The sequence below is a fragment of the Siphonobacter sp. BAB-5405 genome (genome assembly GCF_002872335.1).
Lineage (GTDB): Bacteria > Bacteroidota > Bacteroidia > Cytophagales > Spirosomataceae > Siphonobacter.
Window position 1 is genome coordinate 24,155 of the sequence record NZ_NJAG01000024.1, and the last position, 26,668, is coordinate 50,822.

The 26,668-nt window shown below is 49.5% G+C and carries 14 protein-coding genes and 1 pseudogene; 11 read left to right on the forward strand and 4 right to left on the reverse strand.

Translation table 11 applies throughout. From position 1 onward, the window contains the following. Positions 1 to 20: 20 nt before the first annotated feature. Together BWI97_RS17455 and BWI97_RS17460 are read right to left on the reverse strand one after the other, a co-directional pair. A complete protein-coding gene (locus tag BWI97_RS17455; RefSeq protein WP_102202144.1) occupies positions 21 to 1,019 on the reverse strand; it encodes a phosphotransferase enzyme family protein in 999 nt (332 codons plus the stop codon). An 88-nt stretch (positions 1,020 to 1,107) separates the two neighbouring features. Continuing rightward, on the reverse strand, positions 1,108 to 2,502 hold the full coding sequence (locus BWI97_RS17460) for a sigma-54 dependent transcriptional regulator (RefSeq protein ID WP_102202145.1): 1,395 nt from the start codon (positions 2,500 to 2,502) through the stop codon (positions 1,108 to 1,110). Positions 2,503 to 2,962: 460 nt separating this feature from the next. Between BWI97_RS17460 and BWI97_RS17465 the strand changes: the two genes are divergently transcribed. From BWI97_RS17465 to BWI97_RS17510, 10 genes are all read left to right on the forward strand, one after another. Continuing rightward, positions 2,963 to 3,499: an RNA polymerase sigma factor gene (locus BWI97_RS17465; RefSeq protein WP_094813998.1), complete on the forward strand. Its 537-nt coding sequence runs from the start codon at positions 2,963 to 2,965 to the stop codon at positions 3,497 to 3,499. 106 nt (positions 3,500 to 3,605) lie between these two features. Next, entirely contained in the window at positions 3,606 to 4,865 is a 1,260-nt protein-coding gene (locus BWI97_RS17470; protein ID WP_102202146.1) for an efflux RND transporter periplasmic adaptor subunit, read from the forward strand. 114 nt (positions 4,866 to 4,979) lie between these two features. Continuing rightward, positions 4,980 to 5,669, forward strand: a complete 690-nt coding sequence (locus BWI97_RS17475) for an ABC transporter ATP-binding protein (RefSeq protein ID WP_094813994.1) — start codon at positions 4,980 to 4,982, stop codon at positions 5,667 to 5,669. 178 nt (positions 5,670 to 5,847) lie between these two features. Next, positions 5,848 to 8,220: an ABC transporter permease gene (locus BWI97_RS17480; RefSeq protein ID WP_102202147.1), complete on the forward strand. Its 2,373-nt coding sequence runs from the start codon at positions 5,848 to 5,850 to the stop codon at positions 8,218 to 8,220. A gap of 140 nt (positions 8,221 to 8,360) precedes the next feature. Beyond that, entirely contained in the window at positions 8,361 to 10,769 is a 2,409-nt protein-coding gene (locus BWI97_RS17485) for an FtsX-like permease family protein (protein WP_102202148.1), read from the forward strand. 149 nt (positions 10,770 to 10,918) lie between these two features. Further along, positions 10,919 to 13,336 (forward strand): ABC transporter permease, encoded by a 2,418-nt coding sequence (locus BWI97_RS17490; RefSeq protein ID WP_102202149.1) that lies wholly within the window; start codon positions 10,919 to 10,921, stop codon positions 13,334 to 13,336. 79 nt (positions 13,337 to 13,415) lie between these two features. Continuing rightward, positions 13,416 to 15,812 carry an ABC transporter permease gene (locus BWI97_RS17495; RefSeq protein ID WP_102202150.1) on the forward strand — a complete coding sequence of 799 codons (2,397 nt, stop codon included), beginning with the start codon at positions 13,416 to 13,418 and terminating at the stop codon, positions 15,810 to 15,812. A gap of 23 nt (positions 15,813 to 15,835) precedes the next feature. After that, a complete protein-coding gene (locus tag BWI97_RS17500; protein ID WP_102202151.1) occupies positions 15,836 to 18,274 on the forward strand; it encodes an ABC transporter permease in 2,439 nt (812 codons plus the stop codon). Positions 18,275 to 18,497: 223 nt separating this feature from the next. Continuing rightward, positions 18,498 to 18,794 carry a hypothetical protein gene (locus BWI97_RS17505; protein WP_102202152.1) on the forward strand — a complete coding sequence of 99 codons (297 nt, stop codon included), beginning with the start codon at positions 18,498 to 18,500 and terminating at the stop codon, positions 18,792 to 18,794. Between the two features lie 65 nt (positions 18,795 to 18,859). Continuing rightward, positions 18,860 to 21,250, forward strand: a complete 2,391-nt coding sequence (locus tag BWI97_RS17510; protein WP_102202153.1) for an ABC transporter permease — start codon at positions 18,860 to 18,862, stop codon at positions 21,248 to 21,250. Between the two features lie 59 nt (positions 21,251 to 21,309). On the opposite strand, the gene BWI97_RS17515 is transcribed toward BWI97_RS17510, so the two are convergent. Next, positions 21,310 to 23,622 carry a tetratricopeptide repeat protein gene (locus BWI97_RS17515; protein WP_102202154.1) on the reverse strand — a complete coding sequence of 771 codons (2,313 nt, stop codon included), beginning with the start codon at positions 23,620 to 23,622 and terminating at the stop codon, positions 21,310 to 21,312. Then, a complete protein-coding gene (locus BWI97_RS17520; RefSeq protein ID WP_141217372.1) occupies positions 23,612 to 24,628 on the reverse strand; it encodes a hypothetical protein in 1,017 nt (338 codons plus the stop codon). Before BWI97_RS17520 ends, BWI97_RS17515 begins: the two co-directional genes overlap by 11 nt. 583 nt (positions 24,629 to 25,211) lie before the next feature. Here BWI97_RS17520 and BWI97_RS17525 point away from each other — a divergent pair. After that, a pseudogene (locus BWI97_RS17525) lies at positions 25,212 to 26,668 on the forward strand (hypothetical protein); the annotation flags it as partial.

The window sequence follows — 26,668 nt, forward strand, 5'->3', positions numbered from 1 at the left end:
CGGCTAAAAACGTCGATGCATTAGAAGGTACTGTATAGGTTCATATACTGTTGAATCAGGTTGATCCGGTCGTGTATATACCTGGGACTAAAGAAGGTGTTCGACCAGTCCTCAAAATTTTCGCACTGAAACCCCAGATAGAAAAGCCAGAAGGCGAAACCCAGGTACGGGATGGCCTGTAACTCCTGTTCTGAAAAAGCTTTCTTTTCCCGGTACGCGTTGATAAAGACTTCAAACTGTCGATCGGCTTCTTCCCTACTGATTTTTTTGAAGAACGTATGAAAGAAAAAGTGGATTTGAAAAGACATCAGGTCATTGGCCAGAAAGCCTTTTCCGGCAAAGTCGTAATCAAAAACGGTAAGCGTATTCTGCTCGTCAAAATGAAAGTTCTTGGGCAGATAGTCGTAATGGCAGTAGCCCGTACTGAATCCTGCCGTATCAAAACGCTCCAGCTCGTCTTTTACCCGTTGAGCGGTTTCTTCCAGATACGCGTATCCTTCCGGAAAATGCTCAAAAAAGGGCCTGATTACTTCCAGGGGACGATTCAGCGTCGTTTCCAGATCGTAGGGCTTACGTGGATGACGCAGTTCCAGCTGACTGGTGATTGTATGGTTGAACGCCATTTCATGCCCGATGATTCGTAACTGCTCGTCGGAGAAATCATAGACATTTTCACCGTTTGCGTAGGTAAATAGTACCCCGTTTCGAATGCCTTCGGCGGCCTGAAAGGACTGAATGGCTTGCCCCTTTAGATCGGGTATCGGATAGGAAACGTGGGCTCCTCCCGTCCGTAACTGATTCAACAATTCTACTTCACCCTGAATTTCCGGTAAGGATCGATGGGCATCCCGGTAGATCTTGAAAATGGCTTTTCCCTTGGCATGTTCCACCCGATAGGTGTCGCTAACGCCGCGTAACAGAAGTGCACAGCGAACGTCCGAAAACCCGTACGCTTCAGCAAGGTAGGTTCCTAAGGCACGCGACGACAAGGTAGAGTATTGAGTGGGGAACAGAGTCATTAAAGTTAATTTTCGCTACGATGGATACGAAGACGCGGAGGGTTACAAGGGTCTTTCTTTAGGCTATGGAATCGTATACTGAAAGGGATTAAAGCCCGTATTTCTCCAGTCGCCGGTACAGTGAAGCCCGCGTTAGTCCGAGTTCAGTTGCCGCTTTGGAAATATTGCCGCTGTGTTTGTTGAGTACCTTTCGAATGATGGCTTTTTCCAGTTCGTCCAGGTTGAACTGATCCAGGGAAAGCGTTTCGCCATTGGTCTGCTTTTCCGGTACTTTCTGAGCCGTGGAAATAAACAGATCTTCGGGTTGCAGCATATCCTTTTCGCACATGATAACGGCCCGCTCGATGGCGTGTTGCAGCTCGCGAACGTTACCCGGCCAGCCGTACTTGGTCATGCGTTGGATGGCCGCCGGACTTACGTCCTTGATGCGTTTGCGGTACTTCTGGGTGTACACCCGCAGGTAATGATGAGCCAACAGTTCAATGTCTTCGGGGCGTTCGCGGAGGGCCGGAATCCGGAGTTCAATGGTGTTGATCCGGTACAATAAATCCTGCCGAAACTCGCCTTTGCTCACCATTTCGGCCAGGGGCATATTGGTCGCACAGATGAGTCGAATGTCAATGGATTTAGGCCGATTGGAACCTACCCGCGTGACCTGCCGGCCTTGCAGTACCGTCAGCAGTTTGGCCTGCATGGGCAAGGGAATATTCCCGATTTCATCCAGGAAAATGGTGCCCCCATCGGCGGCTTCGAAGCGTCCGGCCCGGTCTTCGCGGGCGTCCGTAAAGGCTCCCTTCACGTGTCCAAAGAGTTCGCTTTCGAACAGATGTTCGCTGATGGCTCCCAGATCCACACTGATAAAGGCCTGTCGCGAACGATTGGAGTTTTGGTGCAGGGAACGGGCAATCAGCTCTTTTCCCGTACCATTCTCCCCCAAAATCAACACGTTGGCGTCCGTAGCAGCCACTTTCTGGATGGTACCGAAAACCTCCCGCATGGCTGAACTTACGCCTACCATTTCACCAAACCGGGCCTGCTGATCGCGGGCAATGATGGCATTTTGCGACTTGAGTTTTTCGACTTCCAGTTTCGACTTCCGCAGGGAAAGGGCGGACAACAGCGTCGCGAGCAATTTCTCGTTACTCCAGGGTTTCAGGATAAAATCCGTTGCCCCGGACTTTACAGCCCGCACGGCCATTTCTACGTCGCCGTACGCCGTAATAAGCAGCACAATCGCCGCCGGATCGATTTGCAGAATTTTATCCAGCCAGAAAAATCCCTCCGTTCCCGAGGTAACGTCCTGCGTGAAATTCATGTCCAGCATGATCACGTCGTATCCTTCCTGACGCAATAGGTTGGGCAGGTTTTCGGGATTTTTTTCAGTATCAACGCGGGTAAAATGTTGTTTCAACAGCAGACGGGCTGCCTTTAGAAGGTCTTCGTTATCATCGACGACCAGGATTCGAGCGGGGGTTAATGGCATTCTATACTTTTAGTTTGCAGTTGTCGGTTTTCAGCAGTCCCCGCATTGCATACGGGGCTTATTTACATTGAACCCCTCCGGGGTTCGTCCTACCTTATTATTCCGTTTTCGTTTGAGAAACCCAGCACAACTGGCGAGACGTGTAGTGGATAGCATTTGCTACGGACTTTTTAAGTTGGTAGGCTGTGCCTATCCTACTGGATATAACCTATCCTGTCTTCTCTTAAAATCATACCATTTCGGGAAATCACGGGAAAGCTAGCAAAAACTGTCCGAATCCGTACAGTAGCTGTACGCAGGCGTACACTATTTTCGCAAAAAAAGCCATTTCCAGCCAACTGAGGGCATTTTTAAAAGTTTGGCACACCTTTGGCATTAGAGAGGTCAAGGGTTTAGTAAGCGTAACCGGCGAACGACCCTAAACAGCCGTTCGCCGGTCTTTTTTAATTCAACTATCGAAATGGAAACTCTTTGCAAAACTGATCGTACCGCCTTAGTAGAAGCCTGCCGACAAGGGGACCGCTCGGCTCAGTACGAACTGTATCGCCTGTATTCCAAATCGATGTACAACGTTTGCTACCGAATCCTGAACCATACCGCCGAAGCCGAAGACGTATTACAGGATGCCTTTGTGAAGTTTTTTCAACGCATCCACGAATTTCGGCAGGAAAGTACGGTGGGAGCTTATCTGAAGCAGATTGTTGTCAATGAAGCTCTCAATCGCCTGCGTCAGCGTCGGGTACAGCTGGTAGAAATCGAAGAAAGTTTCGACATGCCTTACGAAGCCGCCGCCGAACCCGACGAATGGGAAATCTCACACGTACGGGCTGCGATGATGAAGTTACCCGATGGTTTCCGTACAGTCCTCACGCTCCATTTGCTGGAAGAGTACAGCCATGATGAAATTGCCGAAATGTTACAAATCTCCGCCTCCACGTCCCGCACCCAGTTCATGCGGGCCAAGAATAAACTGAGAGAGATGTTAAGCCAATATTGAGTTTTTAGTTTACCGTTTTCAGTTTCCAATTAATCAGCTTCCTGCTCAACTGAAAACGGCAAACCGACAACCGCAAACTGTATAACCAATTAACCATTTTTTCCCCGTGGATAAGAAAATTGAAAGAAAATTCTGGAACCGTAAACGTGTCTTTTTTTTAACGGGCGGTTTGCTCCTGGTGTCGCTCACGTTGTGGGCACTGGTATTCCGGGATAAGCGTACACAACTACGGGTCGAGACGGAAAAGCTGACCGTATCGAGTGTTTCGCAGGGTGCTTTTAACGAATTCATTCCCGTCAACGGTACGGTTATTCCCATCCAGAGCGTGCAGCTGGACGCCGTCGAAGGCGGTTCGATTGAGAAAATCTTCAAGCAATCGGGTGATATGGTGAAGGCGGGCGACGTGATTCTGCAACTCTCCAATACGGAACTGAAATTGAACGTACTGACCCGGGAAACGGCTTTATACGATCAGTTGAACAACGCCCGTACCTCCCGTCTGCAATTGCAACAGAATACACTGGCCCTCCAGAATACGCTGGCTGAGATCGATTATCAGGTAAAAATCAAGGAACAGCAACTGAATCGGAACGACCGGGCCTCCAAGTATCTTTCGGAGAAGGAAATGCAGGATGTTCGTGAAGAAGTATCCTATCAGAAACGCCGTCGCAACGTTACGCAACGTTCGTACATGCAGGATTCCCTGATTCGGATTCAGCAAAATTCGCAGCTGTCTCAATCCGAAAAACGGATTTGGGAAAGCATTCAGAACGTAGGTCAGATGCTGGACAACCTGCTGGTCAAGGCTCCCATCTCTGGTCAACTTTCAACGGCTACGGACTTGCAGATCGGTCAGTTGATTACGAAAGGTACCAAGATCGGTCAGGTCGATATTCTGGACAAATTCAAAGTACGGGTGCCCATCGACGAACTGTACCTGCCCCGAATCGTGAAAGGACTGGAAGGTTACGCGGATCTGGATGGAAAAGAATACAAACTTGTGGTTGACAAAGTGTTCCCCACGGTTACTAACGGTCGTTTTGAAGTCGATATGCTTTTTGCTCAGACGGCTCCTACGGATATTCGTCGCGGTCAAACCTTACGCATTCGTCTGGAACTGGGTAAACCCGAACAGGCGGTACTGCTTCCCACGGGTGGTTTCTACCAGCAAACGGGCGGTAACTGGGTATTCGTGGTGGAAGCCGGTGGTCAGCGAGCCGTACGCCGCAATATCCAACTGGGACGCAAGAACCCGACATACTACGAAGTACTGGATGGCCTGAAACCCGGTGAAAAAGTCATCACCTCGAGTTACGAGTTCTTCGGCGACAATGAAGTACTCAATCTCAATGAAAAGCAACCGTAACGTTTATCAACCACCGATTTCACGGAGTTACTTCGTGAAATCGGTGCCCAACTTTGAGTCACTCTGTGGTTAATCCTTTACCATTCATCTGAAGTTCAACACACACGTACAACCATGATCCAAATCAAAAACCTCCGAAAAGTTTACCGTACCGAAGAAATTGAAACAACGGCTCTCGATCATGTGAATGTGGAAATTGCCGACGGCGAATTTGTCGCGATCATGGGTCCGTCGGGTTGCGGAAAATCGACTTTACTCAATGTATTGGGTATGCTGGACAACCCTTCCACGGGCGAGTACAACTTCTGGGGCGAGGAAATTTCAAAATACTCGGAACGCCAACGGGCGAAGCTCCGTAAGGGAAACATCGGTTTCGTATTTCAGAGCTTTAACCTGATCGACGAACTGACCGTATACGAAAACGTTGAACTTCCCCTGCTGTACCTCGGCAAATCGGCTTCCGAACGCAAAGAACTCGTTGAAACGGTACTGACCCGCATGAACATCATGCACCGGAAGGATCACTTCCCCCAGCAGCTTTCCGGTGGTCAGCAGCAACGGGTAGCCATCGCCCGGGCCGTAGTTGCCAAACCCAAGCTGATCCTCGCCGATGAGCCGACGGGTAACCTCGATTCGACCAACGGCGAAGAGGTAATGAAACTCCTCCAGCAACTCAACGAAGAAGGCACGACCATCATCATGGTAACGCACTCACCCTACGATGCCAACTACAGCCACCGGATCATCAACCTCTTCGACGGCCACGTGGTGACGGAAAACGTGAATACGAAGTTTCATATCTAGGTTTTGAGTTTGGGGTTTAGGGTTTTGAGTTTTAGGTGCGGAAACTTTCTTTGGAATGACTCTGCGGTCCTTTTTCAGTATTCTGCATTTCAACCTTTTAAACCCAAAACACTAAACTCAAAACGACAGCATCGGCCGTTCTAAGCCCACAACTCCAAACCTCCTTTCCCCTTCAGCTATGGTCTCCAACTACTTCAAAATTGCCTTTCGTAATCTCTGGAGAAACGGTGTTTTTTCGGTGATCAACATTGTTGGTCTGGCTCTGGGTGTGGCCTGTAGTTTGCTGATTGGGCTTTGGGTACAGGATGAACTGGCGATGGATAACTACCACGCCAAAAGTCCGGTGCTGTACCGAATCATGCAAAGCCAGACGTTCAACGGCGAAACCAATGCTGGTCCGCATACACCGGGTTTGCTCAGTTACGAGTTGAAGAAGAAGTTTCCGGAAGTGGTCCATGCGTCGGGTTTCACCTGGGAGAATGAGCTAAACTTCACGGTCGGTGATAAATTCAACAAGCAGAAAGCCCGCTGGGCTGGTGAAGACTGGTTCAAGATGTTTTCGATTCCTCTGTTGGCGGGTACGCCCGCCACGGCCCTGAAGGCCCCCGAAAGCGTGGCGATTTCCCGGAAACTGGCTGATAATTACTTCGGCAGTCCGCAAAACGCCCTGGGTAAAACGGTCGAAGTAGCGGGACGTGACATTCCCTATAAAGTCACGGCCGTTTTTGAAGATTTACCCGCTCAGGCCTCCGAAAAATACGATTTCCTGCTTACCTGGGAAGACTTCCGCAAGCGAAACAACTGGGTCGAACAATGGGGTAACAATGGTCCCCGTGTATACTTTGAGCTTCGCCCGGATGCGAATACGGCCAACGTAGAAAAGCGGCTGAAGAAATTTTTGAATAACTACCGCAAGGAAGAGTACCCCAACACCCTGTTCATGCAACGCCTTAGCGAATCGTACCTCTACAACGATTGGCGGGGTGGTACTCAAAACGGCGGTCGTATTGAATACGTGCGTTTATTCAGCGTGGTCGCTGTATTTATTCTGCTCATTGCCTGTATCAACTTTATGAATCTGGCGACGGCCCGCTCCGAACGCCGTAGCCGCGAGGTGGGCGTTCGGAAAGTGATGGGAGCCGTCCGGGAATCGCTGATCGGGCAGTTTCTGGCCGAATCGTTCCTGATTACTGCACTGGCCGTACTGGTAGCTATTGGTCTGGTGGAACTGGTCCTGCCTAACTTCAATGAACTTACCGAAAAACAACTGGTTTTAAATTATACCCAACCGGGCACGTATCTGATTTTGCTGGGCGTAACCCTCCTAACGGGTCTCATTGCAGGTAGCTATCCGGCGTTTTACCTGTCAGGCTTCAATCCGGCTCGTGTACTGAAAGGTCGCCTGAAGTTCTCCCGGGGTAGTAAGCTGTTCCGTCAGGGACTCGTAGTTTTTCAGTTTACGCTTTCCATTCTCCTCATTGTCGGTACGATCATCATCTATCGACAGGTGAGTTTCATTCAGAATAAAAACCTTGGCTACGATCGCGAGAACCTGATTTACATTCCGATGGAAGGCGAGTTATCGACGAAGTACCGCACCATCCATCAGCAACTCCTGCATATGCCGGGGATTCAGTCCATCAGTACCATCAACCAGGTACCCGGTGAATTTGGCAGCAACACCACGGGCGTAAACTGGCCCGGAAAAGATCCGGAATCCCGTCCGCTGTTTGAGGCAACGGGTATTGGGTATGACGGGCTGAAAACCCTAGGCATCAAGCTCTTGTCGGGTCGGGAATTTTCCGAAAAATACGCTACTGATTCCGCCGCGTTCCTGATCAATCGTGAAGCCGCTGCCCTGATGGGGTATAAAGATCCCGTCGGCAAGCCCGTTACCTTCTGGGAGCGTCCGGGCACGATTATCGGTCTGGTGGATGAGTTCCATTTTCATTCGCTCCACGAACAAATCAGACCCTTGATTCTGCGGCTGGATGCGGGCTGGTCAACCTCCTACTACGGAGCCATGATGGTCCGGACCCAACCGGGGCAAACCCAGCAGGCCATTGCCAGTCTGGAAAGCATCTGCAAACAGGCCAATCCCAAATTCCCCTTCACTTACCGTTTTGCTGACGTAGAATACGGCAAGCTGTACCGTTCCGAACAGGTCATGGGAACCCTGGCTAAAGTTTTCGCCGGACTGGGCATCTTCATTTCGTGCCTGGGCTTACTGGGACTGGCCGCCTTCACTGCCGAACAGCGAACCAAAGAAATTGGCATTCGAAAAGTACTGGGAGCCAGTGTATTCAGCGTCATCTCTTTGCTTTCCAAAGACTTTGTCAAGCTCGTGGGTATTGCCTTCCTGCTGGCCTCGCCGGTCGCCTGGTGGGCCCTGGGCGATTACCTCGACAAGTTCTATTACCACGTAAATCTCGACTGGTGGGTATTCGCTGGAGCGGGCCTACTGGCCCTGCTCGTCGCCCTGCTCACGGTGAGTTCACAGGCTTTCCGGGCGGCTACTGTCAACCCGGTGAAGAGTCTGAAAAGTGAGTAATGGCTCGTTGGTGGTTGTTTGTTGTGGGTTGTTAGGTCGTTTGCCATGTTAAAAGTCAACGTTGATAAACACCTTCTTCAGCCCAAAACAAACAACTATCAACGAACAACAAACAACCAAAGACTAATGCCCCAGCAGCCATGTTACAGAACTATCTCAAAATCGCCTGGCGGAGTTTATGGAAAAACCGGCTGTTTTCCATGGTCAATCTCGTGGGGCTGGCTCTGGGGCTTACAGCTTCGCTGCTCATTCTGGAATACGTCAGTTTCGAGAAAAGCTTTAATACCTTTCATCCGCAACTGCCCAGCCTGTATCGAATCCTGATGAAAGATCAGGCGGGTACTACCCAGGGAAGTTCGGCTCCGGGCATTATTCTCCGGGCAGATTTCCCAGAAATCAAAGGCTACTGCCGCCTGGCCGAGGGCATTTCAAACGGCATCATCACCGTTGCAAACCAGACCTTTCGGGAAGAACATTCGGCTTACGCGGATGCTTCCCTGTTTAAGCTTTTTCACTTCCCGCTGCTATCGGGTTCCGCTCAGGAGCTTAATAAACCTCTCACGGTAGCCCTGTCCACCCATCAGGCCCGTACACTCTTTGGCAGTACCGACGTCGTGGGCAAAAGCCTGTCACTGGCCAATCAGTTCGGAAAGCTGGAGTACGCCGTAGTGGCTGTATACGAAAACATGCCCGAAAACTCGGATCTACAGGTGGACCTGGTCCTTTCCCTGGCGACTTTACAAAACCCGGCCCTTGTGGCGTCCAATAGCTGGGTCGACCCGACGGGCGTGGGGGCACAGTTTCTGACGACCTACGTGCGACTCGCTTCGCAAAGTTCGGTGAGCCACGTAGAAGCCAAATTTAATGCCCTGCTCAAGACCTTACCCACCGGAGCCACGGACGAAATCCGATTACAGGCGGTTTCGTTTCAGCACCTCGGTTCCTCCCTCAACGACTCCTACCCCACCTACGGTAACCTGGGGTTCGTGTACATCCTAACCGGCATTGCCTTACTGATTTTACTGATTGCCTGGTTCAACTACGTCAACTTGAGTACGGCATTATCCACCAAACGGTCCAAAGAAGTAGGCGTTCGGAAAGTCATTGGTGCTCACCGCAACCAGTTAATCACTCAGTTTTTGGGCGAATCCATGATCCTGAATCTGACCGCCTTTCTACTGGCTCTGGTTCTGGTGGATCTGCTTCAGATTCCCTTTAATCTACTGATCAAGAAAAATCTTTCGTTATCCATCCTGTTCCACTCTTCGTTCGGACTGTATGGTCTTCTGTTCTTCATCGCCGGAAGTGTGCTTTCAGGAGCCTACACGGCCTTCATTCTGAGTGGCATTAATCCTATTTTGAGTTTAAAAGGCGGTTTTTTGAAATCGGGACGGGCTTGGCTACGACAATCACTCGTGGTCTTTCAGTTCAGCATTTCCATTGCCCTGATTGCCGCTACGTTCATCGTCTATCATCAGTTGCACTACATGCAGCGTAAAAATCTGGGCATGAACCTCCAGCAACTGCTGGTGATGCAGGGACCGGAAGTAGGGCGGGAAGACAGTCTGTTTCAGGACCGGGCCGTAGGTTTTCGGAACGCCGTGAGTCAGTTGGCGTTCGTATCGTCCTTCAGCAATACGGGAAATGTTCCGGGTAATGGCTTTAACTTTTCAACGGAGAATGTCTTACGGACCGACCAGACCACCGCAGGGGCTCATACCAGTTACAAAGTCTTAATCTGCGATGACCAGTATTTTAAAACCTACGACATCGCTTTAGCCACCGGCCGTGCGTTTACGAAAGGGGAAACCGAAAAATCCTGGAGAAACGTAGCTCAGGTGGTACTGAATGAAGCCGCCGTTGCCCGCTTATCCGCTACGCCGACGAGTATCCTTGGGAAAACCATCAGCTTTAACGGGCAATCCGTGGAAGTGATTGGAGTCGTTAAAAATTACCATCATCTGGGTTTAAAGGAAGTCATTCAACCCATCGTTTTCTGGCCGCAGCAAAATACCACCTACTTCACGGCTCAGATTTCCACGGATCAGCTACCGAAACACCTGAGTCAGATTCAAACCCTGTACGAACGTTTTTTCCCAGGTAATCCCTTTTCATTTCATTTCGCCGACGAACAGTTTAACTACCAATACCAGACGGAGCAGCAATACAGCGAATTGTTTACGCTGGCGGCTGGACTATCCATCTTCATCGCCTGTCTGGGTCTGCTTGGACTGGCCGCTTTTAGTGCCGAACAGCGAACCAAGGAAATTGGTATCCGGAAAGTACTCGGAGCCAGTGTCGTGCAGCTTTCGGCCATGCTTTCCAAAGATTTTGTCTGCCTGGTTCTGATTGCTCTCCTCCTCGCGGTTCCGCTGGTTTGGCTGGCTATGGAACGCTGGCTGGAACAGTTTGCCTATCACGTCTCGGTGCAGTGGTGGATCTTCGCCGGAGCTGGACTCCTGACCCTGACGATCGCTTTACTCACGGTTGGTTATCAGTCCATTCGAACGGCCTTGATCAATCCGGTGAAGAGTTTAAAAAGTGAATAAGGATGGTTGTTGGTTACTGGTTGATGGTGGTTAGGGGCTCATAAGTCAGGGCCTTTTCGAAGAGACTGACACGCCTCTTTCTCAAAAACAACTCCACCTCAAACTACTAAAAACCAACAACAAACAACGACATAACCATCAACCAATGTATGTTATCTAATTATCTAAAAATCGCTTTTCGAAACCTCTGGCGAAATAAGACCTACTCGGCCATCAACCTGTTTGGGCTGGCCTTTGGCATCGCGACATGCTTACTCATTACTTTCTACGTGATCGATGAGCTGAGTTACGATCGCTTTCTGGGTAATGCCGATCGGGCGTATCGCATCAATACGGATATTAATTTTGGTGGTTCCGAATCCCATACGGCGGCTACTGCGGCTCCGATGGGACCGGCCCTGGCCCAAGTCTACCCGGACATTGAAGCGGCGGCCCGTATCCGCGATCAGGCTCCGGGCATGATTCGAAAAGGGACGGAGAAAATTCAGGAACGATCCGTCTACGCCGATTCCACGCTCTTCGACGTACTGGGCCTGACTGTCCTTGCGGGCAATTCCAAAACCGCTCTCAATCAGCCTCATACAGTAGTGATTACCCGCCGCATGGCCCTGAAGTATTTTGACACTCCGGAAGCCGTCGGTAAAACACTGATACTGAACGAAAACGATCCGTATAAAGTCACGGGTGTGATCGAAGACCTGCCCCGTACCTCCCACCTTAACGCGGATCTGTATTTCAGTATGCTGGATCACGCCGACAGCAAGGAAAATAGCTGGCTGAGCCACAACTACAGTACGTACCTTTTGCTCAAGCCCGGCGTATCGCCTCAGCAGGTCGAAGGACAGATTCGGCAGCTCTTTCTGAAACACGGCGGTCCGATGATTCAGCAGTGGCTGGGCAAGAACGTAGCCGAGCTGGAGGCGGGTGGCAGCTACGTCCGCTATACACTCTTGCCGGTTCCGGACATTCATTTACATTCCAATCGCGTGGATGAAATGAATCCCTCGGGTAACATTCAGTACGTTTACATCTTCTCGGCCATTGCCATCTTCATACTTTTCATTGCCTGCATCAACTTCATGAACCTGGCGACGGCCCGTTCGGCTCACCGGGCCAAGGAAGTAGGCGTACGAAAGGTACTAGGTTCAGCAAGTGCCCACCTGATCGGGCAGTTTCTGACGGAATCCATCCTGCTCAGTTTCATGGCTTGTAGCATTTCTTTATTATTGGTGGAACTGGCCTTGCCCGCTTTTAACCAATTAGCCGACAAACAGCTTTCGCTTAATTTCATTCGTGACTGGTACCTACTGCCCTTCCTGCTAACCTTTGCCCTGTTCGTAGGCGTACTAGCAGGCAGCTACCCGGCTTTTTATCTGTCTTCTTTCGAACCCGCCAAAGTACTGAAAGGCAAGCTTACCGCCGGGATGCGAAGCGGCTGGCTGCGGAGTTCGCTGGTCGTTTTCCAATTTTTCGCCTCGGTATTCCTGATCATCTGTACCCTGGCAATTCATCGGCAACTCAACTTTATCCAGCAGAAACAGGTGGGTTTTGATCGCGAGCAAGTCCTCATGCTTGATGGCGTCTATGGTCCCCAGGTACAGGCCTTGAAAAACGAAATTTTACGCATCCCCGGCGTACAAAGCGGAACGGTTACGGGCTACCTGCCGACCCCTTCGTGGCGGGGAAACGATTCGTTTTTTCCGGAAGGTGAAATAACCCCGGAACGGGCCGTGCAGATGCAAACGTGGTACGTAGACCCGGACTACATGAAAACCATGGGCTTACAGTTGTTGGCGGGACGGAATTTTTCCAATCAGATGGCGACGGATTCTTCGGCGGTTATTCTCAATGAAACCGCGGCGAAACTCTTCGGGTATACGAGTCCGACGGGTCGGAAAATTGCGGAAATTGAAGATCTACGAACGGGCCGAACCCGGGAACTACACATCATCGGCGTCGTAAAAAACTTCAACTATGAGTCCCTCCGCGAGAACGTCGGAGCTTTGTGCCTCCTACTCAACGCCAATCCGGCGGGCTACGCTACCTTTCGACTGAAAACCCAGCAACTGCCCGAAACCGTAGCCAAAATTGAACAAACCTGGCAACGCGTGTTGCCGGGGCAACCCTTCCGGGCTCAGTTTATGGACGAAGCCTTCGACAGTATCTACCGCAGCGAGCAACGCGTCGGAAAAGTCTTTCTATCGTTTGCGATCACGGCTATTGTCATTGCCTGTCTGGGTCTATTTGGCTTGGCGGCGTATTCGGCTGAACAGCGGACCAAGGAAATCGGCGTACGGAAGGTACTGGGAGCCACCGAACTGCAACTCGTCGCTCTGCTCTCCAGCGATTTCGTGCGGCTTATTAGCATTGCGTTCCTCATCGCCGTTCCCATTGCCTGGTACGTCATGAACCAATGGCTCGAAGGCTTTGCCTACCGCAGTTCACTGAGTATCTGGATCTTTCTTGGAGCGGGAGCCGCTTCGCTCTGTATTGCCCTGCTGACGATTAGTAGTCAGGCGATTCGGGCGGCGTCCATGAACCCTGTCAAGAGTCTAAAATCAGAGTAAGTTTTCACCCTACGGCTGAACGTCAGCCGTAGGGTTTTGCCGTATTGATTCTTTCGTAATTCCCTTTGTTTCTGCGTCTATGTTTCAGAACTATCTCAAACTCGCCCTCCGCAATCTCTGGAAAAGTCGCCTTTTTACCGGCCTGAACATGCTGGGCCTTTCGCTGGGTCTGACGGTATCCTTGCTGCTCTTTTTGTACATCAAAGATGAATTAGCCTTTGATCGATACCATCGACAGGCCGAGCAGATTTATCGGGTGAATCTGGCGGTGTCGTTTGATGGTAAGGAGGAGAAATGGGCGACGGCTCCGAACATCATCGGCCCAACCATGCAGGAGAAAATTCCCGGCGTGAAGCAGCAGGTTCGGTTTCTGAAACACAACTTTGGCGAATCGGCTTTCATTACAACGGGCGAAAAGAAATTCGTTGAGAAAAGCCTGTACTGGGCCGATTCCACGCTTTTTAAGGTATTTGATCTTCCACTCGTGCAGGGCAATCCCCAAACGGCACTCGAAAAACCGAATCAGGTACTGATCAGTCAGCGTACGGCGGAACGCTATTTCGGCAACGAAAATCCGCTGGGTAAAGACCTCAAAGTCGATAACCGCACGACCCTGGAGGTAACGGGCGTCTACGCCGATTTTCCGGACCACTCTTCGTTCGATGCCAACCTGATTGGTTCGTTCGCTACGGAAACCTGGGCGTATAAAAACCTTTCCTGGAGCAATGCCAGTTTTGAAACCTACGTCCTGTTAAATCCTCAGACCCAGCCTACTTCGGTCGAGCGGCAGTTGGATAAGCTGATTAAACAGAATGTTCCCGAAGAGAACCGTTACTATACCGCGTACCTGCAACCCTTAACGGACCTTCATTTACATTCCGAAGACGTTGCCCACGTGTACACCCAAAAAATCGGTGACCCGCAACAGGTACGGATTCTGGTTGTACTGGCCTTTGTGGTACTGGTCATTGCCTGTATCAATTACATGAATCTGAGCACGGCTCGCTCGCAGCAACGTTTTCGGGAGGTGGGCATTAATAAAGCCCTGGGAGCTTCCCGCAGTTTGGTTGCCCGTCGGTTCTATATCGAAACGGCGATTCTGGTGTTGCTGTCCATTCTTTTGAGCATCGCTCTGCTGGAAGCTTTTTTACCGATATTCAATCGTCTCGCTTCGCGGAACCTTACGGCTCATGCGGTTCTGTCGCCCGAAGTCATTGTCGGATTAGTATTGACGGGCACCCTCGTGACCCTGATTGCCGGTTCGTACCCGGCTTTATACCTATCGTCCTACGCCCCTAAGAACCTGTTACAAACCAATTTCCGGGCCAATACCGGAGCCGGATTGTTCCGGCGTAGTCTGGTCGTCATCCAGTTTACGGCTTCCATAGTGCTCGTCATCAGTAGTATCATTTTCTACCAGCAGCTTCGGTTTGTACAACATCAGAAGCTGGGGTATCAGCCCGAACAGGTGGTAGCGGTTACTACCGTTGCGGCGGAGTCCAAAACGCAGATTGACGGACTCATGAACCGCGTCCGCTCCCTTCCCGATGTGGTGGAAGTATCCCGGGCCCAGACGTTTCCGGCCAGTGGTGGCAGTGGTCGTTCCCTGCGAAAGAGTCTACAGTCGTCGGAAGAATTCAAAATGACGACCAATCACGCGACGCCGGATTTTGTACAGGTACTTGGCCTGAAACTGATTGCGGGAAAAACCCTTCCCTCGATTCCTAAAGATGCCAAAGACACGACGGTCCAGGTCGTATTGAACCGGAAGGCGGTAGCTTTTCTTGGATATACGCCGGAAAACGCCATCGGTCGCAAAGCGTACGGGCTTTTCGGTGATAACAATACGGAGATTGTGGGCGTAGTCGAAGACTTTCATTTTGAAAATTTCCATCAACCCATCGGGGGTTATGCCTTTCATAATGCCAATACTGAATCGTATCGCTACCTGCTGGTGAAACTCCGCACGCAGCGGCTGACGCAGGCCATGTCGCAGCTGGAAAATGCTTTCTCGGAGAGTCTGCCGCAGTCGGCTTTTGAATACACCTTTCTGGATCAGTACCTAAATAATCTCTACCAGACCGAACAGCGAACAGCCCAGGTCTTGCTGGTTTTCTCCATCCTGACCATCCTCGTTGCCTGCCTCGGTCTGTTTGGACTGGCGGCGTATGCAGCCGAGCAACGGACCAAAGAAATTGGCGTTCGCAAAGTACTGGGAGCCAATGAATTTCAACTCGTCACCCTGTTATCCAGCGACTTCCTCAAACTCGTGGGCCTTGCCTTCCTGATTGCCTCGCCGCTAGCGTGGTGGATGATGAATGAATGGCTGACCAGCTTTGCCTATCGCATCCAGATTAGTGGCTGGGTCTTCGTGGCTGCCGGATTGCTGGCCTTGCTGATTGCTCTGCTGACGGTCAGTAGTCAGGCCCTGCGTGCGGCGTTGATGAACCCCGTTCGAAGTCTGAAAAGTGAATAATATTTCCCGTAAATCCTGAATCGATGCTCCGCAATTACATCCAAATCGCCCTACGGAACTTATGGAAAAACAAGTCTTTTTCCCTGATTAATATCGTCGGCCTGGCCGTGGGTATGGCCTGCTGTATGCTCATTTTACTGTACGTGCAGCAGCAACTGAGTTACGACCGTCATCACGAAAAGGCGGATGATTTGTACCGTCTGGTAACGGAATTTGTCACCGAAAGCAAAACCGAACGGGCTCCCACGAGTGCGGCTCCGGTAGCAGCAGCTCTCAAAAACGAGTTTCCGGAAGTCGAAGAAGTCACCCGCGTATTCATTCCTTTTTCGGAAGATAAAGCCATTCTCAGACGGATGGAGGGCGGTCGTTCCGTACAAACTTTTTACGAAAGCAAGGGAGCGTACGCCGATCCTACGTTTTTCAAAATCTTTACGTATTCATTCTTGGAAGGCAACGCTCAGCGAGCGTTAGATCAACCCAATACGGTCGTGCTTTCCAAAGCAGTGGCCCAAAAGCTTTTTGGTAACGCCTCGGCCCTGAATCGCGTCATTCGGATTAGCAACAGTAACGGCGATCTGGATTTTAAGGTAACGGGTGTCTTTGAATCCAAAGGCCCCTCCCACCTGGATACGCACTACCTCATGTCCCTGCAAACGGGCGAGCTGGGAGCCTTTGTCCGAAGCATCCAGAATTTCGCGGTGAACAACATGTTCTATACCTATGTCAAGCTTCGGCCCGGCAGCGATGCCAAGGCTCTGGAAGCCAAGTTTCCGGACTTCATTCGAAAATACATGGGCGAAGATTTAAAGAAGGTCGCTTTTCGTAAGAACCAGTACCTGGAATCGGTTTCACGCATTCACCTGCATACGGAAGCCGAAGGCATGTTCAACAAAAAAGGGAATAGTCAGTTGGTGTATATCCTGGCTACGGTAGCTCTTTTTACGCTACTGATTGCGTGTATCAACTTCATGAACCTGAGTACGGCCCGTTCGGGCAAGCGGGCGGCCGAAGTGGGCGTACGTAAAGTCATGGGGGCCGAAAAGCAAACGCTGGTGGGCCAGTTTCTGGGTGAATCGATGCTGATTAGTCTGCTTTCACTCACCATTGCGGTTTTACTGGTGGAACTCAGCCTACCTCTCTTTAATCAGATTGCCGGTACAAATCTGGACGTATCTCTGACGAAAGATTACGACAAGCTCCTGTTGTTTGTGGGCCTGGCTTTACTGACGGGCCTCGTGGCGGGCAGTTATCCGGCCTTTTATCTGTCCTCATTCAATCCCGCTCAGGTCTTGAAAGGCAAAGCCAGCAACAGTCTGGCCGTGACGCAATTGAGGAAAGGGCTGGTCGTCTTTCAGTTTGCCCTATCGATTATGCTGATTCTAGGTTCACTGGTGATCTGGCGGCAGATGCGTTTTCTTCAGGAAAAAGACCTGGGCTTTGTGAAAGATCAGCAACTGGTAGTCCCCCTGCGTACCTCCCAAGCTAAACAAAATTATCAGATATTCAAACAAGCCGTTGACAAACAGGCAGAGGTAGTGGCATCCGCGGCGGCTACAAGTTATCCGGGCGTTTTCGTGGCGGGCGATCAGAATTTCATACGATTGGGCCAAAACATTGAGCAGGCCGTAAACGTAAAGATGAATCACGTCAACTACGATTTTCTGGAAACCATGGGTTTCCATTTGCTCAGTGGACGATTTTTCTCGACTAAATTTCCGGCGGATACCGCCCAGCGAATTATTCTCAACGAAACGGCAGTAGCCCGGTTAGGCTATACGCCGCAGAATATCCTCGGTCAGCGAATCCGCTGGAAGGGTCCGAACGAACAACTGGATTATCAGGTAGTAGGCGTGGTTCAAAATTTCAATTTCATGGGTCTGCAACAGCCCATCAATAGCTTTGGATTTACGCTGGCTCCCTGGGGTCTTAATTACATGGTAATCCGGACGAATACGCCGCAAGTGAAACGGCTGCTGGCTTCGCTGGAAAACACCTGGAAAAGCCTGAATGCGGATGAGCCTTTTGAGTACAGCTTCCTCGATCAGGATTTTCAGCGTAATTACGAAGCCGAGCAAACCATGGGAACCATGATTGGCTACTTTACAGCGATCGCCATTCTGATTGCCTGTCTGGGTTTATACGGACTGGCGGCGTTTACGGCGGAGCAGCGAATCAAAGAAATCGGGGTTCGGAAAGTACTGGGAGCTAGTGTCGGTCACATCGTAGGTCTGCTTTCGAAAGACTTCATGACACTCGTCCTGATTGCCTATGTGCTGGCCGTACCCATCTCCTGGTACCTGATGAACGAATGGTTACAGGCCTTTGCGTTCCGCATTAACCTGAGCTGGTGGCTTTTTGCCGGAGCGGGCGGCATTGCGTTTCTGATTGCTCTGGCCACGGTCAGTAGCCAGACGATTCGGGCGGCAATGGTCAATCCGGTACGTAGCCTGAAAAGCGAGTAACCCGTTTATTATCGGCCAAACGCTCCTTGTAACCAACGGGTTTATCAAAAGCTCAGCCGCCTCTACTCCATGTCCGAAACTGTACATCGACCGTTCAGTTTCGGACATTTATCTTTTAATACTTTATTGATTATCAGTTCATTATCAACACCATGCTTTAACTGGCATACTTTTAAAACATAGCCCTTTACCTGATCGTATTACTTCTTAACCAGCCGTACGTATGTCCTACATTGCAATACCTCTGCCTTCGTTGCCCGGGAAACAGGAAATTGAAATTTCGGTAAGCATCAACGGTCAAAAACAGGACTTGCATTACCGGGTCGAGCTGTTTCGCTGGGACGACTGCTCGACGCCCTCATTCAACCGCGTGGAATGCCTGCGGGAAATGCTGACGACTTACGATCAGGAATGGTCGTTGTACTACATTGGGGCTCCGACGGATGACTTTGTACCCATCACGTTCGTCAAGAAAGATGGTTTGACGAAGATGAGAACCGTGGAAATTATAGAGAGCTAACCCTCCTTTTGTCCACTAGAAAACCCCATAAGACACGATTTTTCGCGTCACTACCGATTACACGTATGCTACGGAACTACTTTAAAATCGCTTTACGAAGTCTGCTCAAAAACCGCCTGTTCACGTTTGTCAACCTGTCGGGCCTATCCGTAGGCATTGTGGCCTGTTTGCTAATCAGCCTGTACGTGCTGCACGAACTGAGTTACGATACCTTCCACGAAAAAGGCGATCGGATTTATCGCGTGGTTACGGACATTAAAACCCCCACGGAAACGATTCATCCGGACATTACCTCCGGACCGATGGCTCCCGCCCTCAAACAGAATTTCCCCGAAGTAGAAGCCTATACGCGGCTCTGGGGACGCACGGCGGTATTCGCCCGCAACGACCAGAAGTTTCAGGAAAACCGGATCTACATGGCCGATTCCACGCTGTTCGACGTCTTTACGTTTCCCTTGCTACAAGGGGATGCCCGCACGGCTTTGAAGGCTCCGTTTAGTGCCGTACTCACACAGAAAACCGCGAAAAAATACTTTGGGGACGAAAATCCAATGGGACAGACCTTGCGGATGGAAGGCAAGTTTCCGGTGAAAGTAACGGGTGTACTGAAGGACATTCCCGAAACCAGCCATATTCCCTTTGATATGCTGCTTTCGATGTCTACCCTAACGCGGGAATTACAGCCCAACGTGGACCAGCAGTGGAGCAACTTTGTGTTTTACTCGTACCTCTTACTGAAGAAAAACACGAACGCTCAAGGTCTGGAAGCCAAAATCCCGGCTCTCCTCGACCGACTGGCGGGTAAAGAACTGGCTCAGTTTCAGATGCACTACACGCTACGTTTGCAGCCTTTGCAGGACATTTATCTGAAGTCCGATCGCGGTGCACCTGAGCAGGGAAGCCTCAAAAACGTGTACATCTTTTCGGTCATTGCGGCCTTTATTCTGCTGCTGGCCTGTATCAATTTCATCAACCTGACGATTGCCCGGGCGAGTGAACGAGCCAAGGAAGTGGGCGTACGAAAAGTCGTGGGAGCCGAGCGGCAGCAGCTTACTTTTCAGTTTCTGAGCGAATACGTACTGCTCAGTTCGCTGGCTTTTATCATAGCGGTATTACTGAGTGAACTGATCCTGCCCTTGTTCAATGAATTTTCCGGCAAGACCATTCTTACCTCTACCCTCACCCACCCTACGGTCTGGCTCATTCTGCTATTGCTGGCCGTTATCGTTGGCCTACTAGCGGGTCTGTATCCAGCTTTGGTGCTGTCGGGAATGAAGGCGATTACGGTGCTGAAGGGTCGCTTTGCCACCAGTCGGCAGGGACTGATTCTTCGGAAATCACTGGTCGTCTTTCAGTTTGTGATTTCCGTAAGTCTGATCGTGAGTACGCTGGTGGTGTACACCCAGCTCAACTACATGCGGGGCCAGTCGCTGGGCTTTGCTAAAGATCAGATGCTGGTGCTTAACCTCAACGATCCGGGTTACCTGGACCGGCACAGCGAGTCCTTGCTACGACAATTAGGCAACGTTGCCGGGGTTGAATCCGTTACGCAATCCTCGTCCGTACCCGGTAGTGGAGCCCAGGGAGCCTACACCAATCTTGAAAATAAGTCGGGCGATATGCAGGCCGCGAACATGGACCTTTATTCCATCGATTATACCTTCCTGAAACAGTATCAAATTCCCTTACTGGCCGGGCGGCTGTTCTCCCGCGATTACGCCACGGATTCCACGGAAGCTTTGATCGTGAATGAAGCTACCGTTAAGAACTTCGGCTACGCTTCGCCCTCGCAGATCATCGGTAAGAAATTTGACCAGTGGGGACGCAAGGGACGCATTATCGGCGTGGTGAAAAACTTTCATTCGGCCTCTTTACGGGAGGCCATTACGGCGGCTACGTTCCGCATCAATCCCCACGAATGCCAGCAGATTTCCATCAAAGTAAAGGCCGCTCAGCTGCCCAGTACGCTTGCAACTCTGAAGACCGTCTGGGAGCGGGCGGTACCGGATCGACCCTTCGATTACTTCTTTATCGATCAGTCGTTCAATGATAAATACAAAGGCGAAGAGCAGTTTGGCCGCTTGTTTATCTACTTTGCCAGCATTGCCATTTTCATTGCCTGCCTGGGTCTGATTGGCCTTACTTCGTACGCTACCTTTCAGCGAACCAAGGAAATCGGCGTACGCAAAGTACTGGGGGCCAGCTCCTTCCAGATTACGGCCCTGCTTTCGCGGGAATTCATCAAGCTGGTCCTGATCGCCATTCTGATTGCCAGTCCACTGGCCTGGTACGCCATGAATCGCTGGCTCGAAGATTTCCATTACCGGGCGGCCCTCCCCTGGTGGACCTTCCCAACGGCGGGCATACTGGCACTGGGCATTGCGATTCTGACAGTCAGTTCGCTGACGCTGAAAGCCGCCACGGCTAATCCGGTGAAGAGTTTGAAGACGGAGTAAGTACAAAAGAGGAGCGGTCAGAATCTGAATTCTGACCGCTCCTCTTTTAGTACGGATACCTACGCGTAAAAGCGTTGCTTTTCTTTTACCTCGGCGACAATCGCCTCTACGGTAGATTGCACTTCGGGTGGGATGCGTAATTCCAGATTATTCTCCACCTGATTCGTTAATAACAGGGTAGCGTAATACAGGAGAATATACTTTTCCCGTAATACATTTCCTTTTTCTTCCTGGTGAAACAACGAGAGAACGAGTTGTTCCTGTTCGAAATAAAGGAGATGTCTAAGTAAGAAATCTACATCTTTTGAATCCGCCTTAAATGCTAGTTCCGCTACGCGTTTATCCACATTATTGAATATATTATTCCATACTTCTAATACAATTTTTAACACTAAAACTTGATCATCTTCTAATTCTAATCCTTTTATTAGTTCATAAGCGTGGCCCTTTTGGATATTCATTTCAAGGTACAAAATAGCCAAATTATACAAGGCATTAATGTTCCCTTTCGCAATGGCTTGCAAATAGTATTGCTCCGCCTCTTCCTGCTTACCCTGCTCCTCGTATAGAAGAGCCAAATTGTATAATGAACTAGTATGTTCTTTCTCAATGGCTTGCAAATAATATTGCTCCGATTTTTCCAGTCTACCTTGTTCATTATACAAATGAGCCAAATTGTATAATGAATCTGTATCTCCCTTAGCAATAGCTTGCAAATAATATTGTTCCGATTCTTCTAACCTACCTTGTTCACTGTATAGGATAGCCAGGTTATTCAATGAATCAATATGTCCTTTAGCAATGGCTTGCAAATAATATTGTTCCGATTCTTTCAACATACTTTGTTCATCATATAAAAAAGCTTTCATGAAGAACTTAACTCCATCTTTTTCATTTTCTATACCATCTACTAACTGATGAGCCTGCTGATATTTCTTTTCCTGTATTAAGACGGATATAGTCTTTGCTATTTCAACAAACTTCTCCGGCATGCCTAATAAATCATTCTTTATGGGGTTAGCCTGTAAAGCCGCGGTTAGATCAATCATCTGATCCCGTTCCCGAGTTCCAATATGTTTGGACTGAGCCAAGGCTTTGGTTAGAACAATTGCCCGATCGTAAGGCAATTCGTTATTGCTCAACCGTTGTAGATGTTCTTCTACTAATCCTGACCATTGGTTTTCATCATACCAGGCTTCCAGAAAAAGCGTCAGCCATCTAGCCCGGCGTTTCTGTTCGGGATTCCCCTGCGTAATCATGAGCCACATGTTGAAGAAACGCTCCGACAGGCGGTACAGATTGTTCTTCTTACTCGTAGCTATTACCTCAATAATGCCTGCATTGGAAAGCTGCTTCAGGTGAGCGGAAATCAATTTACTCTCCATTCTGCACTTTTCCACCAGTTGTTTTACGGAGCAGGCCTCCCAGAGAAAAGCCATTTCCTGTACGATTTTCCGGTGAGCGGGGGGTAAATGATTCAGGCGTTCCTGATACAGGGGAGTAACGTTATCCATGACCTTTCGCAGGTAATCAAACCCATAGAGCGTGGAATCTTTCAGTAAGATCTGGATGAAAAACTGGAGCGTTCGAGGCAGACCATCCGTTAGCAGGCGAATGGTTTCAATTTTACCGGGATATTTCTGAGAAAATTCCCAGAGCTGGGGCAACTCCATTTGCTCGCTCCAGTGGTGCAGCAAACGGTGGATCTCTTCGGAAGACAGGGCTTCCAGCCGATGCCGCCGGAAAAACTCGTAAAAAGGCTGGTCGTATTTCCAGAACTGCTCATCCATACGGGTACTGCCACCAATGATCACCAGACCGTTGTCATTCAATAGAATTTCCCGCAACAGATGGCCTTCCCCACCGAAGTTTTCCAGAATTCGATCCAAATTGTCGAGCAGCAGAACGATCCTTTTTTGCTTCGCCTGTACGAGTTGATGGATCTCAGCGTACAGGTAGCGGGTATAACTTTGATTGTCGTCAAAGCTTTCGAAACTTTGCAGATCAAGCGTAACTTTCCACTTTACGCTTAACTCCCGCAGTACTTCCTCCCACAAATCAAACAGTCGGTAAATGCCCGCCTGTTCTTCCGCCAGATTCACGGCCAGGTACTGATCCGACAGTACCTCATCAATCTCAATCTGAATCCGTTTTAATAACGTCGATTTCCCGCTTCCCCGCCTGCCCAGTAATAATTCGTGCTGCAAAGGGTCTTGCGGACCTTTGTTACGTAAATCTTCTATAATGAGGCGGAACTCTCCCTGGCGGATGACAAAGTTGTTTTTTAGCGACTGCGAATCGCTATTAGCCGACTGGTACAGGTTCAACTGATCTACGAACCAGTTTCCGGTTTTATGTTCACTAGTTTTCATCGTAGATAGGATTGTTTCGTTTCCAGAATGCTTTTAGAAAGGGAGATAAGAATACGTACTGATCGGCCTCTTCAATCAGGTATCCGTCTTTTATTAATCCGTCCATCAATTCGATATAATCCTCTTTTTTATGATGATGGGAGGCCAGATCATATAGTTTTCGGGCGTTGATTCGATCCCGATGAGCTATATACGTTAATACTTCATTGAGAAATGGAGCGTCTGTACCCATGTAATCGAACAGACGATTTTTCCAGTCCCGGAAATGATCGTTGTTCCTGATGATTTCATTGAATGCCTGATCAATCGTATCAGTTGTAATCACAGCATTACCTTTCCTTTTGGCATCACGGTTAATCGCATCCAGCATCAGGTTGATAAAGAAAGGCAGGTAATAATGCTGTATTTTTCCCAGAAGATAATCGGCAAGCTGGGTATCGTATTGTACCGTTGCAGAGTTGTCGGTGGCCCATTGAATATAGGTTCTGGCCTCTTCCACCGTAAGGGATTTAAAACCTACCTGACTTATATCATTCAGATCAGAGCTTCGATTTTCGATGGCTTTTACTACGTGGTGAATTCCTATGGAACCCGCCAGTACAAAGGCAATATGACTAAACCGCTGTTCCTGTCGCCACCGCCTGAAATTTTTAAGAATTGAAATTGCCTGCGAGCTTTTATCCGTTTTATGAAGGGTGTAAAGTACTTCGGGTAACTCGTCTATAAACAGCACAAGTTTGATACCTTCTTCCTGGAGCTTCAAAGCGATTCGTTCAATCTCTACTAAGTAGTCAATTGATCCACTATCGAGCTTTACTCCCTGCAAGCCTATTTCTTTTATTCGTAATTCCCTGAAAAAAGAGCCTACCCACGTCAGTACCTGGACTTTTCTTTCCAAACACGTAATCATGAGTTCGTAAATCTGCCGGTATACCCGTTCTTCGGAGTCGAAGCCCTGTATATTCCGAAATTGAGCCAGGTATCCATCCACACAATTATCAGCCATGTATCTCATAACCGACGATTTACCTACGCGTCGGGGAGCGGCTAATAGTACATGATTTCCCTTTTCCAATTGCTCCCACACTTCTGTAATAATCTGGGGACGATGATAATAGTAGTTACCGGTCGCCGTATTGCCTATAATAATTTTAGGGCTTTGCCAGGTTGGCTCCACTTTTGACAATAATTTTATTGTTAAATGATCTTGACAACAAATTTATTGTCTTTTTAATTTAACAACAAAGTTATTGTCAAAATAAAAAAATAAGCTCTGGTTTTAGATTAAGGATTTGTCTTTAGCTGAAACTGAAGATTTCCTTCCCCTGACTTAACTAACGCTAACGGGGCTCTTTTTACCCAGGGCTTTAACATACGTACAGTCAAATACGTTAGCTGCTAAATTTATTCCTAACTGAAACACGAATTTGGTGGTCTAATTATAAGTCATTACTCTTAACTCATTGATAATTAGTACTTATTATTTATTCGAAAATACCTGCTTAGGTACGAAATCCCCACTTTTTCAGGTACAATTTTTTTGGCAGAAAATCTTCTTTTCAATTTGTCTATTATTAACCCCGTCCTCTATGTACTTTGTACGTTTACCTCTGCAGTGCCTGCTGCTCTGTCTTCTATTGCCCCTGCTTCTTCGCGGTCAGGTTCAGATTACCGACGTTGGTTCACCCGGGTTTTCAGCAGGAGATGCCCGTTTCACTTCGCTTAAAATTGCTCCCGACGGTACCCCGTTTCTGGCTTATCAGGACGTAGCCAATGGCTACCGGGCTACGGTTCAGCGTTTCGATGGTACAGCCTGGCAGGTGGTGGGTACACCTGGTTTCTCTACCGCCGAAGCCTCGTACACCTCACTCGCCATTGCACCGGATGGAACTCCGTATATTGCTTATCGGGATCAAAGTACAATCAACCGCATTACGGTTCAACGGTTCAACGGTTCCACCTGGGAGCCCGTTGGTCAGGCCGGGTTTTCGGTTCAGGCCGTTGAATACACTTCTTTAGCGTTTGCTCCCGACGGAACACCCTATGTCATTTATCGTGGTGATTCGAGGGATGCTACCCGGGCAGTCGTACAACGCTTCAATGGTACTAGTTGGGAACTGGTAGGACCGGATGGCATCTCGCCCGGTCAGGTTAAACAAACCTCCATCGTTATTGCCGCCGACGGTACGCCTTACGTTGCGTACCAGAGTTTACAGGATGGAGCCAATGGGATTGTACAACGTTTTAACGGTACCAGTTGGGAAACCCTGGGGACGATTCCTCACGTAGATTTTCCTTCGCTTGCCCTGGCTTCGGATGGAACGCCCTACCTCACTTACATTAACACGGCCAACGGAGATAAGGTGAATGTTCAACGGTATACCAACGGATCCTGGGAACTCATCGGCGACGGAATTTCAAGAAGCAATGCCCGTTTCACTACGATCATTATCGGCCCCGATGGCAATCCTTATGTCGTTTATCAGGACGGATTTTATGTGAACCGAAGTACCATTCAGCGGTACAGACAGGGTCAGTGGGAAGATGTAATTGCTCCTGGTTCTTCACGTGATCAGATGGACTTTATTTCGCTGGCTACGGTAGGCGGTATGGACCCGAGCCTGTATATCGGCTTCCGTGACTGGAGTCTGCAAACCAAAGCGTCTGTCCAACGAGTGTATCTAAACAATGCGGCTCCCGTTACTTTAAATAGCTTTAAGGCCCAATTGCAACCCGACCAGCAAGTACTCGTAACCTGGGGTACCTCGCAGGAATTGAACGCCAGTCACTTCGAGGTAGAGCGTCGCAGCGAGCATACAACCTTCGAAGCCATTGCTACCGTACGAGCCGCTGGAACCACTACCGAAGCTCATTCGTACCGCTTTGTGGACGAGAAGCCGCTTACGGGTACTAGTTACTATCGCCTCAGACAGGTAGATTTCAATGGTAAAAACGAAATATTCCGGGCTGCCAGCATTAATCGTCAGGAGGGTGCCTGGTCCGCTCTGGCGTATCCGAATCCTAATTCCGGCCGTTCAATTTCCAT

Bases quoted from the DNA above. Each gene is read 5' to 3' on its own strand.
- BWI97_RS17455 (WP_102202144.1), bottom strand. From the start codon at position 1,019: ATGACTCTGTTCCCCACTCAATACTCTACCTTGTCGTCGCGTGCCTTA.
- BWI97_RS17485 (WP_102202148.1), top strand. From the start codon at position 8,361: ATGTTACAGAACTATCTCAAAATCGCCTGGCGGAGTTTATGGAAAAAC.
- BWI97_RS17510 (WP_102202153.1), top strand. From the start codon at position 18,860: ATGCTACGGAACTACTTTAAAATCGCTTTACGAAGTCTGCTCAAAAAC.
- BWI97_RS17465 (WP_094813998.1), top strand. From the start codon at position 2,963: ATGGAAACTCTTTGCAAAACTGATCGTACCGCCTTAGTAGAAGCCTGC.
- BWI97_RS17500 (WP_102202151.1), top strand. From the start codon at position 15,836: ATGCTCCGCAATTACATCCAAATCGCCCTACGGAACTTATGGAAAAAC.
- BWI97_RS17480 (WP_102202147.1), top strand. From the start codon at position 5,848: ATGGTCTCCAACTACTTCAAAATTGCCTTTCGTAATCTCTGGAGAAAC.
- BWI97_RS17505 (WP_102202152.1), top strand. From the start codon at position 18,498: ATGTCCTACATTGCAATACCTCTGCCTTCGTTGCCCGGGAAACAGGAA.
- BWI97_RS17515 (WP_102202154.1), bottom strand. From the start codon at position 23,622: ATGAAAACTAGTGAACATAAAACCGGAAACTGGTTCGTAGATCAGTTG.
- BWI97_RS17520 (WP_141217372.1), bottom strand. From the start codon at position 24,628: ATGGCTGATAATTGTGTGGATGGATACCTGGCTCAATTTCGGAATATA.
- BWI97_RS17460 (WP_102202145.1), bottom strand. From the start codon at position 2,502: ATGCCATTAACCCCCGCTCGAATCCTGGTCGTCGATGATAACGAAGAC.
- BWI97_RS17490 (WP_102202149.1), top strand. From the start codon at position 10,919: ATGTTATCTAATTATCTAAAAATCGCTTTTCGAAACCTCTGGCGAAAT.
- BWI97_RS17475 (WP_094813994.1), top strand. From the start codon at position 4,980: ATGATCCAAATCAAAAACCTCCGAAAAGTTTACCGTACCGAAGAAATT.
- BWI97_RS17495 (WP_102202150.1), top strand. From the start codon at position 13,416: ATGTTTCAGAACTATCTCAAACTCGCCCTCCGCAATCTCTGGAAAAGT.